The 14,750-nt window shown below is 68.9% G+C and carries 17 protein-coding genes; 13 read left to right on the forward strand and 4 right to left on the reverse strand.

What is annotated here, in order from left to right:
• Positions 1–15: 15 nt before the first annotated feature.
• Entirely contained in the window at positions 16–282 is a 267-nt protein-coding gene (locus NK718_RS13365; protein ID WP_254743128.1) for a hypothetical protein, read from the reverse strand.
• Between the two features lie 133 nt (positions 283–415).
• On the opposite strand from NK718_RS13365, the gene NK718_RS13370 reads away from it, so the two are divergent.
• The 13 genes from NK718_RS13370 to NK718_RS13430 are packed head-to-tail and all read left to right on the forward strand — an operon-like array spanning position 416 to position 11,518.
• Positions 416–823, forward strand: a complete 408-nt coding sequence (locus NK718_RS13370; protein ID WP_254743131.1) for a hypothetical protein — start codon at positions 416–418, stop codon at positions 821–823.
• A gap of 28 nt (positions 824–851) precedes the next feature.
• On the forward strand, positions 852–3,179 hold the full coding sequence (locus NK718_RS13375; protein ID WP_254743135.1) for a hypothetical protein: 2,328 nt from the start codon (positions 852–854) through the stop codon (positions 3,177–3,179).
• Complete coding sequence (sctX, locus tag NK718_RS13380) at positions 3,169–3,558, forward strand: type III secretion apparatus assembly protein SctX (protein WP_254743138.1); 390 nt, start codon at positions 3,169–3,171, stop codon at positions 3,556–3,558. The genes NK718_RS13375 and sctX overlap by 11 nt, the downstream gene beginning before the upstream one ends.
• A gap of 2 nt (positions 3,559–3,560) precedes the next feature.
• Positions 3,561–3,941 (forward strand): hypothetical protein, encoded by a 381-nt coding sequence (locus NK718_RS13385; RefSeq protein WP_254743141.1) that lies wholly within the window; start codon positions 3,561–3,563, stop codon positions 3,939–3,941.
• Between the two features lie 57 nt (positions 3,942–3,998).
• Complete coding sequence (locus NK718_RS13390; protein WP_254743143.1) at positions 3,999–4,577, forward strand: tetratricopeptide repeat protein; 579 nt, start codon at positions 3,999–4,001, stop codon at positions 4,575–4,577.
• Between the two features lie 27 nt (positions 4,578–4,604).
• Entirely contained in the window at positions 4,605–5,654 is a 1,050-nt protein-coding gene (locus tag NK718_RS13395; RefSeq protein WP_254743145.1) for a hypothetical protein, read from the forward strand.
• A gap of 12 nt (positions 5,655–5,666) precedes the next feature.
• Positions 5,667–6,452 (forward strand): hypothetical protein, encoded by a 786-nt coding sequence (locus NK718_RS13400; protein ID WP_254743147.1) that lies wholly within the window; start codon positions 5,667–5,669, stop codon positions 6,450–6,452.
• A 6-nt stretch (positions 6,453–6,458) separates the two neighbouring features.
• On the forward strand, positions 6,459–6,908 hold the full coding sequence (locus tag NK718_RS13405; RefSeq protein WP_254743150.1) for a CesT family type III secretion system chaperone: 450 nt from the start codon (positions 6,459–6,461) through the stop codon (positions 6,906–6,908).
• Positions 6,909–6,940: 32 nt separating this feature from the next.
• The gene (locus tag NK718_RS13410; protein WP_254743153.1) at positions 6,941–7,399 is read left to right on the forward strand and encodes a hypothetical protein; all 459 of its coding nucleotides are present in this window, start codon (positions 6,941–6,943) and stop codon (positions 7,397–7,399) included.
• Between the two features lie 3 nt (positions 7,400–7,402).
• Positions 7,403–7,942, forward strand: a complete 540-nt coding sequence (locus NK718_RS13415; protein WP_254743156.1) for a hypothetical protein — start codon at positions 7,403–7,405, stop codon at positions 7,940–7,942.
• 47 nt (positions 7,943–7,989) lie between these two features.
• Complete coding sequence (locus NK718_RS13420) at positions 7,990–9,093, forward strand: coiled-coil domain-containing protein (protein ID WP_254743159.1); 1,104 nt, start codon at positions 7,990–7,992, stop codon at positions 9,091–9,093.
• A gap of 2 nt (positions 9,094–9,095) precedes the next feature.
• Positions 9,096–11,204 (forward strand): type III secretion system export apparatus subunit SctV, encoded by a 2,109-nt coding sequence (sctV, locus tag NK718_RS13425; protein ID WP_305883672.1) that lies wholly within the window; start codon positions 9,096–9,098, stop codon positions 11,202–11,204.
• 29 nt (positions 11,205–11,233) lie between these two features.
• Positions 11,234–11,518 (forward strand): hypothetical protein, encoded by a 285-nt coding sequence (locus NK718_RS13430; RefSeq protein ID WP_254743164.1) that lies wholly within the window; start codon positions 11,234–11,236, stop codon positions 11,516–11,518.
• Between the two features lie 230 nt (positions 11,519–11,748).
• Here NK718_RS13430 and NK718_RS13435 read toward each other — a convergent pair whose 3' ends face one another.
• The 3 genes from NK718_RS13435 to NK718_RS13445 form a co-directional block, all read right to left on the reverse strand.
• On the reverse strand, positions 11,749–12,387 hold the full coding sequence (locus NK718_RS13435; RefSeq protein ID WP_254743167.1) for a hypothetical protein: 639 nt from the start codon (positions 12,385–12,387) through the stop codon (positions 11,749–11,751).
• A gap of 4 nt (positions 12,388–12,391) precedes the next feature.
• On the reverse strand, positions 12,392–14,008 hold the full coding sequence (locus NK718_RS13440) for a hypothetical protein (protein WP_254743169.1): 1,617 nt from the start codon (positions 14,006–14,008) through the stop codon (positions 12,392–12,394).
• 282 nt (positions 14,009–14,290) lie between these two features.
• Entirely contained in the window at positions 14,291–14,740 is a 450-nt protein-coding gene (locus NK718_RS13445; protein WP_254743172.1) for a CesT family type III secretion system chaperone, read from the reverse strand.
• Positions 14,741–14,750 lie beyond the last annotated feature (10 nt).

Raw genomic sequence — 14,750 nt, forward strand, 5'->3', positions numbered from 1 at the left:
GTCGTCGATCCCTTCTCAGGCGAGATTGACGAGGAGGAGCAGGCGCTGAAAGGCGAGCAGCGACTCCCGCCCTCCGGGCTCGGCCCTCGCGCGGCGCGCCGCCTGCGCCAGGATGCGCTTGGCCCGCCGGACGTCTCCGGCCGAGAGCGCGGCGATGGCCGCGTCCCCCGCCGCGCCGTGCGCGGCGCGCAGGGCCGCGGGCCCGGCCAGCGATTCAACCGTGCCGCCGCCGACGACGCACGACGCATCGCGGGATTGTCGACGTGTGGTTGCTGGCTGCATGCGGCGCCCCTGCCGTGGTCCGGAACTCCCGATCCTTATGCGCCTCGGGCGCGCGGGAGTGTCACGAACGGCACAGGGCGGGCGCGGTCGACGGACTAGAGGAGATGGAAGGGGATGCCATCAGGAGGCCTGCGTGAGCCTGCCGGAGACGCCAGTTGTCGCCTCGACGCCCTGGCCTGAGCCGCCGGCGCCGCCGACGGTCGCCGGCCTGGCGGACGGCGCGACGTCTGTGGCCCTCGTGGAGGCCTGGCTCGCGGCCCGGGAGCGCTGGCCCGCCCCCGATGTGTCGGCGGTTCTCGAGGAGATCGCGGCGCGGCTGGCCGCGATCCTGCGCGAGGAGCGGGTCCGCAACGACCCGGCTTGCCTGCGCATCGTCGCAGAGATGGCGAGCGCGCGCGACCTGCATGTCCTCGCTGAAGCGGCGGACCGGCTGGCCGCCCGCGTCGGGGCCCTGCCGGCCGGGGCGCGGCGCGAGGAAAAGGACAGGCGGGCGCCGGCCACGGACCTCGATCTCGCCGGCCGCTTCAGGATTCGATTGTGACGGCGTCACGCCGCAAGGAAGGATCGAGATGACGACGATCGGTTCGACGCCGCCGGCGGTCAGCGCGCCGGCCGTCCAGAGCGCGGCCCAGAGCGCGGCGGCGGACCTGCCGACCTACGCGCAGTTCAGCGCGTGGCCCGCGACGCAGCAGATCCAGTGGTTGATCGCGAACGGCCAGCGGCCGACGCTTCCCGGCTGGGTGACGCTGCCCTTAGACAACAAATGCGCCGTGCTGGTCGACACCACTCACCCGAGCGGATACCGCACCGTCCGGCTGAGCAATTGGTCCGACAGCGCCCCTAACCTGAGCGTCCAGGTCAAGTCGGGACAGTGGGGGCGCCCCGATCCCCTCAACATGTCGCGGGCCGAGTTTCAGGCTATGGACGGGGCCGACCAGGTCAGCTTCGTCCTGCTGTACGGAAAGCTGCGCGAGGGCAACAGTAGCTGGGCTTTGTGGCGTTACTACGTCACCTTTACGGGAACGGGCGCCAGCCCGCCCGAGGCGCCGTTCGTGGCGGGAGCCCTCTCCGGCGCCACGAACGCCAGCTTGTATCCGGACGGGTTCGCCACGTCGCCGCGGCAGCTGGATCCTTCGGTCTTCTTGTCGTGGAGCGGCAGTGATCAAAGGGCCTATTTCGACACGTCCGGCCAAGCCAACATGCTCACCGTCGGGCAGGGCGTCTCCTCCGGCGCCTACGTCACCTACTCGGTCAATTCCGGTGTCAGTTCGGTTGAGTGGACATTCAAGCCGCTCGCGGATGTCGCCGAGGCGGATTTTCAAACCTGGTCGAAAGGCAGCCAGAAGGCCTTCATCGAGCATTACGCATCCGTCCAGCTTCCGGGCGCGCCCGCCTATGTCTATATCGGCAAGCCGTGGCAAGGCGCCTATTGGCGTTTGAGCGCCGGGGGCGTTCCGATCCGGGCCGAGGCGCGCAGCACGACGGCGCGCGAAGCGCCCGTCTCCCTCGCCCAGTTCCAGGGCCAGAGCTCCGCGAACGGGGCGGCGGCCTTCACGAGCAACGAACAGGCGCTTTATCTCTACACGCAGGCCGGCAACAAGATGGGCGCGGTGGTGACCGTGCTCGGCGCGAATTTCCTGCTCTCCGCGGACGGCAAGCGCGTGCAGGCCCTCGACTCCCTCACCAAGCAACTGGTCGAGGCGATGCCGCCCGCGGATCTCCAGATCCTGATGGACTCGACCGTCGGAAGGGAGAAACTCGAGGCTATCGGATACACGATATGGCCGTCGGGAACGGCCGAGTCCCAAATCAACGGCGTGAGAGGGAAGATCAGGGATATGTTTCCCGACACGCTGCCGTCCGGCCTCGTCACCACGTTCGGACCGACAACCACGAAAGAAGCCCTCGTCAAGCCCTTCATCGCCCAGCTCGACATTCTGGAGGAGCAGATCAAGGCGACCGGTTCGAGTTCCACGCTGGTCGACCTCAAGACGCTCAACGCTGCGACCGACGACCTCAAGAAGAGGGCGCAGCGCCTCGCCTCCTTCGCCAAGCAGCCCGACGCGATCTCTGGTCATGGTCCCGTCAGGGGTAACCTGGTCGTCGCCTGGTCGGACGTGACTAAGATCTCCGAAGCTCACCAGACGTTCTGGGATACCGCCAAGGCCTTGTGGCAGGCGGAGGATGCGATCGCCAAGGCGGCGGACCGAAAGAACAAGATCACCGGCGCCGAAGCGAAGACAGATCTCGCCACGATGATTTTCGCGTTCCAGTTGCAGAGCAACATCATCGGGCAGTCGCTGACCAAGGCGGACACCGAGGAGCTGCGGCAGATCAATGCTCTCGTGCAGCTCTATACGACGATGCAGACCAACGTGAACCAGGTTCTCGGTTACGAGTCGCTCCTGCCCAAAGACACAAAACCGGAAGACAAGACGGCTACCAAGTATTCATGGTTCGGAGCAAATCAACAAGTTGCCATGTCGTCATTCCAATTGACGGCGCTGTCCCTCATGTTCGACGGCAACGTCAAGTCGGCGAACACGTATTCTGGCGGGCCAAGCAGCGGCTTGAACGGCAGTCCGATCGAGGAAATCTATGGCATCACGCGTCCCGTTACCGGACACTCAACCGTCTCGGCGCAGAACGGCGATACAAGTCAAGCAGGAACGGTTTCTCGTCTTGGCTTTGCGCTACCCTGGATGACCAATTCGCAGTGGAGCCAGTTCGGCAATTCGCTGTCCAGCACCATCTCGATCATCAACCAGCACGCGCAGACCAAGATGAACGCCGTCAATTCGGCGGACAAGGAATCGAACCGGCATTTCGAGCTGGCCAACACCGTGCTCTCGAAGATGAACGACATGCTCCAGAGCATTGGCCGCAATGTCGCTTGACGCGCCCGGCCCGCGCCCGCTCGACGTCGGCATCGACCGGATCTCGCGGCGGACGCCGGCGCAGGAAGTCCACCTGCCGGCCCAGGCGCCGGCCGCGCCGGCCTTCCTGCCGCAGGCGCGTCCGCTCGACGAGGTGTTGCGCCGTCCCACCCTCGACGAGCGCCTGTGCGACCTGCTGGAGCCCGCCTCCCTCGACGCCGCCCTGCTGGAGCCTGCCGTTCTGTCGCGGACGCGAAGCGAGGCGGCGGCCGAGTTCTCGGCGCTCGCTTCCTCCTCCGCCGACCCCGGCCTCCTCGAGCGGGCCGTAGGGGTCCTGAACGCCGACGTCGCGCTGGACGAGGAAATCCGAACCGCGCTCGCCGCGCTCCTGCGGGGCTGAACGTGGGTCTCTCCGGCCGTTCGCGCGAGTTCGTGCTGCTCTCGATCTTCATCCTCGCGCGCCATGGCGAGACGGCGCGCGCCGCCGCGCTCGCCGAGGCCCTGCGGGCGGCGGGCGACGGCTCCCCCCAGGCGCTGCTGGCGGTCGCCGTGCTGCGCTTCCTCCACGCCGACTGGCCGGGCGTCCTCGCCGCGCTGGCGGACCTCGACAGGACCGATCCCCTGGAGCGCTTCGGCGACTACCGGCTCACCGACCGCCAGAGGCTGCGGCGCTACCTGCGCGCGCGGGCGCTGCACGAGACGGGCGGGCCAGGCGCGAGCGGGGAGGCGGTCGCCATCTACCTGCGCGGCGGTCCTCCCGCCGGCCGCGCGGGGCTGTCATGAACGGCACAACGGCGTTGCGGCCGCCCGCCTAGTGTCTCCCCACGCAGGGAGATCGACATGTCCATTCTCGACAAGGCCGCGGGCCCGCCCGTTTCGAAAGACGAACTCGTGAAGGCGCTCACGGCGATGGGCCCGACGTTCCAGTCGCTGCTCGACAGCGACGTCTTCGATGCGCGCACGAAAAGCATCATCGAGCTTCTGGGCAAGGGCCTGTCCCTGGCCGACATCTTCGAGATCCCGGCCGATCAGCGGCATCGGCTGCTCGCCAAGGGCGCGGGGATGGCGGCGGCCGGGGACCTCGCCGGCGCGGCGAAGATCATCGAGCTGGTCACGATGCTCGAGCCGCTCGACGAAAAGGCGCTGCTGGCGCTGGGCACGATCCTCTCCCTGCAAGGGCGGTACGAGCAGGCGGTCGGCGCGCTGTTGCGCTGCCTAGCGCTCGATGCGCTGAACGCAGAAGCCTATCTGCGGCTGGGCGAGTGCCTGATGAAGGCGGGAGAGGCGGACAAGGCCGCCGAGGCCTTCACGCTGGCCGGAATCCATGCCTCCGGCCCGTCGGGCGAGGCGACGGCCGCGCGCGCGGCGGAACTCGCGCGGCTGTGCGCCCGGTCGGCGACCGCGGCTTCGGCAAACTGATTCAACGGCTATTTGCGGGAGACAACCATGTCCGGCAGCATCACGCGCGACCCGTCCTCCTTGTCCGTCAACCGTTCCTATACGACCGGTGGCATCGAAGACTCCGAAGGCACCGGCCAGACGAAAGGCACGACGTCCTCCGGAGTCGCGGGAACGACGGCAACGGACGCGCCCCCGGTGGACTCGACTTCCAAGGGCGGCAAGTCCCCGGAACTCGCCGCCCTTCTCGCGATGTTCGGGGGCCTTCCCGAGGCCTCCGACTCCGAGCTGGCCGAAGTCATCGCCAAGCTCAAGAAGGCACAGGACGACTCGGCCAACGGGAAGGTCGAGATGGATACGAAGCGGCAGCAGTCCGCGATCAAGGACAAGGAAGCCAAGCTGAAGGAGGCGGACGCCAAGCAGGCCGAGGCGAACGAGAAGAGCAAGAGCGTGAGCATCTGGGACAAGATCAAGCTCGCGTTCCAGGCGCTCGCGGCGGCGTTCTCCATCTTTCTCGGGGCCATCGTGGCGGCGATTCCCGGCGCGCAGGCGCTCGGCGCGCTGATGATCGCCGGCGGCATCGTGGGCCTCGTCTCGGTCATCAACGACGCCGTGAAGATGGCCACGGGCGCGGGCATTCTGGGCAACATCGCGAAGGCCTGCGGCGGCGACGAGACCGCCGTCATGGCCTGCGACATCGCCTTCGGCGCGGCTCTGGCGATCACCGGCCTGGCGCTCGGAATCGCCAGCGGCAAGTTCGACGTGTCTCAGTTGGCGGGCTTCGCGGCCGGCATCGCGAGGGTCGCCCAGCAGGTTGGCAGCACCGTGACCAAGGTGGTCGAAACCGCCAATGCGGTCGGCTCGGCGGCGGCGGCGGGGGTCAGCTTCTCCGCCGCGGAGCAGCGCAAGGAAGCCAAGGAGCTGCAGGCCGGCGCCAAGCGGGACTCGGCCGACTTGCAGGGGATCGAGGACCAGCTGGACCTCGCCCTGCAAATGCTGATGCGCGCCGCGGATGCGTTCAACGGCATGATGGACGCGCTGACCGACAAGCTGAACGACCGTGGCGAGGTCCTCTCCCACGCCAAGCTCACCGCCTGAGGAGCACCGACCATGGTTTCGATCACCCACAACAATCCGATCAAGCTCAATAACTTTCAACCGGTTGGGCCCGCGGCCGACCCTTCCGGCAAGACGGGCGCCGGCCCGAGCGTCACCACGGACGACACCCCGCCCCTGAGCGACAGCGGCGCCGCGACGGGGGCGAACCAGGAACTTCCGTCCGATCCCGGCGCAGTGGCGGGGAAGGTGAAGCAGGCGCTGCAGCTCCTGACGGACGGCGCCGGCAAGCTCGACATCGCGGCCCTCGCGGTCATGCTCGCGGCCAGCCAGCGCCGGAACGCGCTCGACGACCGCATGAACGCACGCCAGATGGCCCAGTCGTCCCTGCAATCCGAGGCCGGCAAGATCGAGGAGGCGGCGCAGAAGGAGCTGACCGCCGCGATCGTCTCGCTGGTGACCTCGGTGGTCTCGGCGGTGGCCTCCATCATGGGGACGGTGGGCAGCATCAAGGCCGGGGTCACCACCGGCGGCGGGGCGGGCGAAGCCGTAACCCGGCCGATGACGTCGGCGGAGAAGCTGGCCCAGCTCGGGCAGCTCGTGAAGGACGTCACCGAAAAGGCCGGAAAGGCCCAGGAGGGCATCACCTCGTCGGTGGCCAAGATGGACGAAGCGCAAGCCAAGCGCATGGCCGCGAACGCCCAGGCCCACGAAGGGCGCGCCGAGCGAGCCAAGGAGATCGAGCAGGCGCTCGAGGACTTCATGAAGGCGATCGTCAACTTCCTCAAGGAGATGGCGGACGCCAAGACCGAGTTGATGCAATCGCTGACGCGCGCCTGACCGGTCATGGCTGACGTCCTGTCCCGGCTCACGGCGGCCCTGTGGAGCCATCTCGGGCTGCCGGGCGAACCCGGCGAAAACCCGCTCCTGCGGATCGATGGCGTCGGTGTCGCCTTCGCGCCGACGCGCGACATGCGGCGCGTGCTGGCGCGCGCGCGGATCGGCGCTCTGTCCCCCGCGGCGGCGGAGCGCGAGCGCCAGGTCCGGGCCTTGCTGCGCGACAACTACCGGCACCTGCTGGGCTGCCCCGCCTGGGTCGGAACCGATGCGCAGGGGGCCGTGCGGGCGGAGGCCGTTCTCGATCCGGCGCGTCCGGTGGCCGCCGTCGCCGCCGACATCGCCTGGGTGGCCGACCGCGCCAGAGCGCTGGTCCCCGTGCTGCGGCGGGAGACGGCCACGCGCGCGGGCCGGCAGTCCGGCGCCTCCCACGAAGACCTGCTCATCCTCAAACCCTGATCCGCTCCACCGCACCGAGGGAACGCCACTCCATGAACGCGAACACCCTTCCGCCGGCGCCCGTTCAGGCCGCGCTGGGCGACCTGTCCGCGAGCTCGGCGGCAACCGCGCTCGGTCTCGGCCGCGCCGAATTGGCCGCCGGGCTCGCCCTCATCGACAGCCAGCTGCGGCAAGGCGCCGCCGCCGAGGCCTTTCGCAGCGCCTGCGCGCTCGTGCTGTGCGACCCGGGGGTCATGGCGCACCAGCTCGCGCTGTCGCACTGCGCTCTCTTGAACGCCGAGCCGGAGCTTGCGCTGCAGGCCGCCTCGGCGGCGATCGTGCTCGCGCCCGCCGACCCGCGCGGCTATCTCGCCTCGGCCAAGGCCTACCTGGCCCTGGGCCACGAGGCGGAGGCCCGGGAGGATCTTCAGGAGGCGGTGCGGTTCGACGCGAAGGCAGGCGCGGCGGGCCGGGAGGCCCAGGCTTTGCTCGCCGGGCTCGGCGGCAGCTGAGGCATGAGCGCGGGCGAGTCATCGGCCGAACCATCGTCGCCATCCGAACTCCTGGGCGCGGCGGTGGTCGCCCTTGGACTCGGCGGCGAGGCGGCGCTCGACCGACTGCGGAACGGCGATGGCGTCGGCGAGGCGCTCGCATTGCCGGACGCGGCCGTCGATCTCCTCTACGCGGGCGCGCGCCGGTGGCTGGCCGTGGGCCGGGCCGACAAGGCCGGCCCCTTGTTCCGGACCTTGTGCTTCATCGCCCCGCGCCGGGCGGCGCACTGGCTGGGGCTGGGAATCTGCCTGCGCCTCGATGGCGCCCCGGGCGACGCGGCGCGCTGCTTCGGCATGGCGCAGATTCTCGACCCGAAGGCCTGCGCCCCGGCTTTCCACCTGGCCGAGTTGGCGTTGCGGCAAGGGGACGGCGACGCGGCTCGTTCGCACCTGGACAGTTTCTTTTCGCTGGCGGCGGAAGACATGCGGGCCGAGCCGGCCATGGTGGCGGAGGCGCAGCGCTATCGCGGAATTCTGGGCCGCGCGCCCCTGTCACGCGCGTGACAGAAACGCGCGGCGATCGGCGTCACAGTGGCTGAAGGAGTGCTTGCATGGTCACCGTCACGTCCACGTCCCCCGCGATTACGGTCCCGTTCACGAGCCCGGCCGCGGACGTTCCCGCGTCGAGCCCGGCCGCGTCCCCGTCGACGCTGGCGGCGCCGCTTTACGCGGACCTGTTCGCGGGGCTTGCGGCCTTTGGGCTGGGCCTCGACGGGCCCTCGGCCCCCGGCGATCTGTCGGCGGCCGTGGGCGAGGTGATGCTGGCGCTCGACAAGGCGGCCACGGCCGCCGCCGACGCCCGCGGATCGGCCCGGGCGCTTCGCGAGTCGAGCCAGTTCCAGAGCTCGCAGGCCACGCTGCAGGCGCTCGTGGCGACGCGCGCGCAGATCGCGACCGATACGGCGACCAGGGATGCGAAGGCCGAGGAGAAGACCCTCCTCGAAGCCCAGAAAGTCTCGGCCGACCAGGTTCTCGCGAGCGCGGTCTCCGCCCTTCAATCTCTCGACGCAACCATCGGCGATCTCACCGCGGCGGTCGCGTCGACCAGACAGGCTTTGACGAGCCCCGGCCTGACGGCAGCCCAGGTCACGGCCCTGAGGGCGCAGCTCGCCCAGCAGGAAGCGGACCTCGCGGCGGCGCAAGGCAGGCGTCCCGGCCTCGTCGCGGACCGCGACGCCGCGCAGGGGACGGTCGACGGCCTGGCGAGGGACATCGCGGTCCTCGCCGACGCCATCCAAGTCCTGGACACGACGATCGCCGCGAACCAGGCGACGCTGTCGACGCTGAATTCCATCCTGCCCGCCCTGCTGCTGCAGTTGGCTGTCAGCACGATTGCGACGATCACGACCGAACAGCTGACGCGCGGCCTCGAACGCGGGGCCGGGGAGCAGCGGGAGGCGCGGCTCGAGGATGTCGGGCAACGCCAGCGGGAGATCGACGCGGCGCAGGCTCGCCTGGCGGAGGAGGTCGACAAACAACGCCGCGCCCGCGATGCGGGCGACGCCGAGCCCGACCGGGGCGCGCTGCTGCTTTCGGCGGCGCTGCTCCTCCTGCTGGACGAGGCCAGGGCGGCCCTGCGGGGGCTCGACGACTTCAAACCCGACGTGGACGAGGCCGCGCTGCTGGTCCAGCAGCGGCTGCGGCTGGCGGTATGAGGATGGTCGTCCGCTTTCTCAACGCCCTGTCGAAGCGCAACGACCTGCTGCTGGCGGTGCTGCTGGTCTGCATCGTCTTCATGATGATCCTGCCGCTGCCCACCGCGCTGGTCGACGTCCTGATCGGCTTCAACCTGTGCCTGGCCGCCATCCTTCTGATGGTGGCGATCTACCTCAAGGACGTCCTGCAGCTTTCGTCGTTCCCCTCGATCCTGCTGCTGACGACCCTGTTCCGGCTGGCGCTGGCCATCACGACCACCCGCCTGATCCTGATCCAGGGCGACGCGGGGCACATCGTCGAGACGTTCGGCCGCTTCGTCGTGGGCGGCAACCTGATCGTCGGTCTCGTCGTGTTCCTGATCCTGACGATCGTCAATTTCATGGTGATCACAAAGGGGTCCGAGCGCGTGGCCGAGGTGTCGGCGCGCTTCTCGCTCGACTCCATGCCCGGCAAGCAGATGTCGATCGACTCCGACATGCGGGCAGGCCTGATCGATCTCGACGAGGCCAAGCGACGGCGTGGCAAGCTGGAGAAGGAGAGCCAGCTCTACGGCGCCATGGATGGCGCGATGAAGTTCGTGAAGGGCGACGCCATCGCCGGACTGATCATCATCGCGGTGAACATGATCGGCGGCATCAGCATCGGCACCCTGCAGCGTGGATTGCCGGCGGGAGAGGCCCTGCAACTCTACTCGCTGCTCACGATCGGCGATGGCCTCGTGTCCCAGATCCCCGCCTTGTTCGTGTCGATCACGGCGGGCTTCATCGTGACGCGGGTGGCCTCGGACGAGAACTCGGACCTGGGCAGCGACATCGCCCGTCAGCTCGTCTCGGAACCGCGGGCGCTCTATGTCACCGCGGGCATCCTCGCCATCTTTGCCGTCGTTCCCGGCTTCCCCGCGTTTGTCTTCGTGGGGCTGGCGGTCGCCTGCGGAGGGGGCGCCTATCTCCTGCAGCGCAAGGCCGGGCGAGCCCCGGGCGACGCTAGCCGGAAGCTCGTCTCCTTCGCGCCGGCCATGATGCCCGACGCCCGGCCGACGTTTCCGGACGCAGACGACACGGACGGGCCGGGCGAGCCCGTCGAGCCCGTCACCTTCGCGCTCACCGTGCCGCTGCTGCTCGACGTGGCGGCGAGTCTGCGCAGCGCCATCCGTCCGGACAAGCTCGACCGGGAGGTGGCGCGGGTGCGTCGCGCGCTCTACTTCGACCTTGGCGTCCCGTTCCCGGGCATTCATCTGCGCCTCAACGAGAACCTGCCCGACGGGCAGTACAGGCTGCTGGTCAACGAGATCCCCGTGGCGGTCGGACAGGTGCGCCCGGGGTACTTCATCGTGCGCGAGACGCCGGCCAACCTGCAGATGTTCGGCATTCCCTACGAACAGGGAGACGCCTTCCTCCCCGACACGCCCAGCCTCTGGGTCGCGGCGCGCCACCTCCCGTCTGTCGAACGGGCCGGGCTGCAGGTGCTCACGGCCTCGAGCGTGATCACCTTCCATTTGGCCCACGTGCTGAAGAGCCACGCCTCGACCTTCGTCGGCATCCAGGAAGCCATGTATCTGATGAACCAGATGCAGAAGACCTTCCCGGATCTCGTGAAGGAGGTGACGCGGGTGCTGCCCGTGATCGCGATCGCCGACGTGCTGCAACGCCTCGTCGCCGAGGACGTCTCGGTGCGCGACATGCGCACCGTGCTCGAGGCTCTGGTCGAGTGGGGGCAGCGCGAGAAGGATCCGGTGCTGCTCACCGAGCACGTACGCGGGGCGCTTGGGCGCTACATCACGCACAAGTTCTCGGGCGGTCAGAACGTGATCCCCGCCTATCTCCTGTCCAAGGAGGTCGAGGACAGCGTGCGCGCCGCCGTTCGCCAGACCAGTGGCGCATCCTATCTGGCGCTGTCGCCCGACGTGCACCGCCAGCTGATCGCCGGCGCCAGAGCCGTCATCGGCGAGCCCACCCGCCATGCCGCGGCTCCCGTCATCCTCGCGCCGATGGATATTCGCCGCTTCATGCGCAAGATCATCGAGCGCGAGTTTCCGCACGTGCCGGTGCTGTCCTTCCAGGAACTGGCGCCGTCCGTGAACGTGCAGCCGCTGGAACGCATCCGTATCTGAGATCGTGACGAGGACACTGGAGACCAGCCATGACCGACAGTATCCAGAGGACCAGCAGCATTCCCCTGCCGCTGCACCAGACCGTCCGGGGCGCGCAGGATCCGCTGCCGCTGGACAAGCCCGAACGGATCGCGGCCGACGAAGCCAAGCGAAACGCCCCGGCGGTCGAGGACAGCGCCAAGGCCTTCGAGACCTATCTGAACGACACCGCCTTCACGATCGCCGAGCGCGCGCGCAAGTCCGTGGAGGCCGATCCCGCCCTCGACATCCATGCCGCCAGCGCCTATGGCGGCCTGGGTCAGTCCGGCATCTGAGCGAGGCCGTCGCATCCCTCCAGGCGACGCGGCATGCGGCGATCGACGTGTCTCGACGGGGCGGGCCGTGTCCGGCCCCCGCAGGCGCATGACGATGAAGCGCATCCCTGGCCGAGGCCAGGAGCGGCGCGGCACTGCGCCGCGGCGCGGCTGAGGAGCGCCGCCGCTCTGGTGAGAAGCGCCGCGGCTCTTGTGACAAGCGCCGCGGCTGAGGTGAGGAGCGTCGTTGCTCAGGCGAAGATCAGAGTGTCTCGCGAATCTTCGGCCTGCGGCGTCTCGGTGAAGTAGAGCGAGCGCTCCACGAAGTTCGACAGGCCGCCGCCGCCGGTGAAGCTTGCATGGCGCTCGGTGAGCCAGGCCTCGCCCTCGTCGGAGAAGACCACCACACGGCGCGGCTCGCCCTCCAATCCGGGCTGGTCGCTGAGCGCCCGGGCCGCCGCCGCGGGATCGGCTAGGTGCCGCTCCAGCATCGCGTGGGCGCGCGACGCCTGCGCCGCCGTGCCCTCGCTCTCCGGCCCGGTGCGGAAGGACAAGCGGACGCTGATATGGAGCATCTCCCGTTCACTGGCGAGCGTGTAGAACCAGCGCCCTCCCGTGCCGACCGGCAACAGCCCGAAGGCGAGCCCGGGGCGGGGCCAGCCCCCCTCCAGCGCCGCCGCGATCGCGGCGGGTGACTGGCATGCGACGAGTTCGGGCGCGGTCGCGAAGACGAGGCCGGGAGTGACCGTCGCGAGCCGCGGCGCGAACTTCGCCGGAACCGGCGGCATGTCGATCCCGAGGTCGAGCGCGAGCCAAACCGCCTCCTGCAGGGCGCTGGCGGGTTCGCTCTCGGGGTCGGCAGCGATGGCGTGCGTTTCTGAGCTGTGCATGGGCTTACTCGCTGGCGAGGTTATGCTTGGAGCGGTCGGGCTGAACGACGTTGCCGTTCTTCGTCGCCTTGTCGATCGTGGTCTGGTCCCGCTTGACGTAGGACAACGTGTCCGAGGCCATCAGGAATTCGGACGCGGATTGCCCTTCCGAACTCCTCCACGTAGCGAAATCGTCGACCACGCAGCCGGATGTCCGCAGGGTCTCGGCATGGGCCTTGAGCAAGGTCAGCCGGGTCTTCGCCGCGGCCACCTCGGCGTCGGAGAAGTCGGGGCCGAGCGTGGTTGCGAAGTCATCCTCGCTCAGGTTCGCGATCCGGTCGTGCATCTCCCGGCTCATGAGCGGGGGAGGACCGCCGGCCGTCGCGGCAAGGTCTCCCGGCGCCCCCAGCCTCGTCATGTCCTTGCCCATGCACATGTCGTTGTCGATGCCGGTGACATGGGCCGTGTCGCCGTCGAGCCGAATGAAGAGATTTTCCGGCTGGCGGTCCATCTGCGCCATGAGGCAGTCGAGCGTCTGCAGGTCGAGCAGACCCTTCTGAAGACTGGCGGTCAGGGCGGGGTGACTGCCTTCTGGATCGGTGTAGGGCAGGGCGACGAACCTCGTCTTCGGGACGGTCCACTGCCCGTCGTCGTTCTTCTCCGCCTTGCATCTCTTCAGGTTATCGAGGTGCCCACGGGCCAGATCGTTATCGTAGCGGGCGATACTACCCGGATCGGTTTCGACGACCCGGTCGTGGCGGACGAGGGATTGCCCCCCGGCCAGTCGCATGGCCAAGCCGGCCTGGCCGTGATGGATGACGAGGTTCGAGCGCGGAATCGTGTCGCCGATGCCCAGGCGCTCGGCCATGCGCTCGGTGGCGAAATTCCGGGCTCCGTATTTCATGTCGGACTTGTCGAAGCCGCTGAACCCTTCGCCTAGCGTCAGGTTCTTGCTGCCGCACGCCAACGGCTTCACGATCCGGGTATCGTCTCCATAGACCAGCAGCGAAACGCTGTTGACCTTGCCTGAGGCGAAGCCATCCCTGGAGCGGGCCGGATCGACGGCGGCGTCGTTGAGGCCGGGGTTGAAGTCGGCCGCGTCCCGAACGCCGGCCCGGACGATCGCCATCGCGTCCTCGTGGGTGAGGCCCTTGCCTCCCGCGTTTCGCAGCTGGCCGAGCCGGTTGAGCGCCTCCAGCTCGGCCGTGGCCATGGAAGCGAGGTTGCGCATCGTCCCGACGCGGCCCGCCTTGTCGGGATCGCCTTCGTGCTGGGTCACGTAGGCGTCGCAGCGCACGAGGACGGCTGCGAGCTGGTCCTTCATGTCGCGCAGCTGCTTGTCGCTGAGGGAGCCGTGCGCCTGGCCCTCAACCTGCTTGGCCAGGGCCTGATAGGTTTCCAGATGGGCGAGGGCGCCGCCGTAATGAACGGAGTTCTGGTGCAGGACGCGGCCGAACAGAGTGACGTTGGGCTTGGGCGCTCCGCCCATCTCCCGCATCAGCTCGGCGCCGGACAGCATGGCCGGACTGGCCTTGACGTCGGGGTCGCGCGTTGGCGCCGCGCGCGCCGCTGTCGCGCTGTCCGGCCGCAGCGCGTCGATCGAGCTTCGGCTTGGCGAGTGAACTGAGATCATGACGATCAACTCCGTGCATCGGCAATGCAGTCGCGTCCGCGCGATGGCCGCGGATCGGAACCAGCCGGCATTTCGTAAGTCGGGTCGCTGGTGACCCTGGCTTTCCAGGCATAAATCCATGCCATGGCTGCCCGGCCGCGCTTGTGCCGAACGTGACAAGTGGAGCCCGTGGTGCCGACCGTCGCGCTCCGCCGTCGCATCGCTTCGAACAAGCGATCGCGGTGGGCGCCGGCTCAGCGCCCATCGGGTTTTCTTCCCAGTCAAATCGGCAAGGGAAGGCGGGCCCCGTCCTCAGATGCGGACGAGGACCTCCGCCGCGTCGACAGGAGCAGGCGACATGTCGATCTCGGGTTCGTCGCCGGCCAGGGCCGCGCGCAACGACCTGACGCGGCCGGGTAGTTCGTCCAGAAACATCTCCAGCGCTTCGGCATCGATGATGCCGAGCGCAGGCGCGGCCCAGAGAACCAGTCGGCCCGCCACGTCCGCGCCGACACGAAAGAGCTGGCCGTCGCCGTCGGGCGCATTGGCCCTCAGCAGCATGAGGGCGAGCGCATAGTCCGGATGGGCGGGAAGGGGGCCGAGGTCGCAGGTCAGCATCACGACGCCGCCCTCCAGCGCGATCTCCACCTCGACGTCGTCGCCGAGCGCAAGCGTGCACGCGTCGCCCACCAGGGGGACCGCGGACATGCCCAGGCGCTTCCAGAGGTCTTCCATCAGGTTCGCCATGTCCGTGCTGCTCATCGTCCTCTCC

Origin of the sequence: Alsobacter ponti (assembly GCF_024294805.1) — a bacterium.
Lineage (GTDB): Bacteria > Pseudomonadota > Alphaproteobacteria > Rhizobiales > Beijerinckiaceae > Alsobacter > Alsobacter ponti.

Excerpts from the sequence above, each read along its gene's own strand:
- NK718_RS13365 (WP_254743128.1), bottom strand. The coding sequence starts at position 282 with ATGCAGCCAGCAACCACACGTCGACAATCCCGCGATGCGTCGTGCGTC.
- NK718_RS13375 (WP_254743135.1), top strand. The coding sequence starts at position 852 with ATGACGACGATCGGTTCGACGCCGCCGGCGGTCAGCGCGCCGGCCGTC.
- sctX (WP_254743138.1), top strand. The coding sequence starts at position 3,169 with ATGTCGCTTGACGCGCCCGGCCCGCGCCCGCTCGACGTCGGCATCGAC.
- NK718_RS13390 (WP_254743143.1), top strand. The coding sequence starts at position 3,999 with ATGTCCATTCTCGACAAGGCCGCGGGCCCGCCCGTTTCGAAAGACGAA.
- NK718_RS13395 (WP_254743145.1), top strand. The coding sequence starts at position 4,605 with ATGTCCGGCAGCATCACGCGCGACCCGTCCTCCTTGTCCGTCAACCGT.
- NK718_RS13400 (WP_254743147.1), top strand. The coding sequence starts at position 5,667 with ATGGTTTCGATCACCCACAACAATCCGATCAAGCTCAATAACTTTCAA.
- NK718_RS13405 (WP_254743150.1), top strand. The coding sequence starts at position 6,459 with ATGGCTGACGTCCTGTCCCGGCTCACGGCGGCCCTGTGGAGCCATCTC.
- NK718_RS13410 (WP_254743153.1), top strand. The coding sequence starts at position 6,941 with ATGAACGCGAACACCCTTCCGCCGGCGCCCGTTCAGGCCGCGCTGGGC.
- NK718_RS13415 (WP_254743156.1), top strand. The coding sequence starts at position 7,403 with ATGAGCGCGGGCGAGTCATCGGCCGAACCATCGTCGCCATCCGAACTC.
- NK718_RS13420 (WP_254743159.1), top strand. The coding sequence starts at position 7,990 with ATGGTCACCGTCACGTCCACGTCCCCCGCGATTACGGTCCCGTTCACG.
- sctV (WP_305883672.1), top strand. The coding sequence starts at position 9,096 with ATGGTCGTCCGCTTTCTCAACGCCCTGTCGAAGCGCAACGACCTGCTG.
- NK718_RS13430 (WP_254743164.1), top strand. The coding sequence starts at position 11,234 with ATGACCGACAGTATCCAGAGGACCAGCAGCATTCCCCTGCCGCTGCAC.
- NK718_RS13435 (WP_254743167.1), bottom strand. The coding sequence starts at position 12,387 with ATGCACAGCTCAGAAACGCACGCCATCGCTGCCGACCCCGAGAGCGAA.
- NK718_RS13445 (WP_254743172.1), bottom strand. The coding sequence starts at position 14,740 with ATGAGCAGCACGGACATGGCGAACCTGATGGAAGACCTCTGGAAGCGC.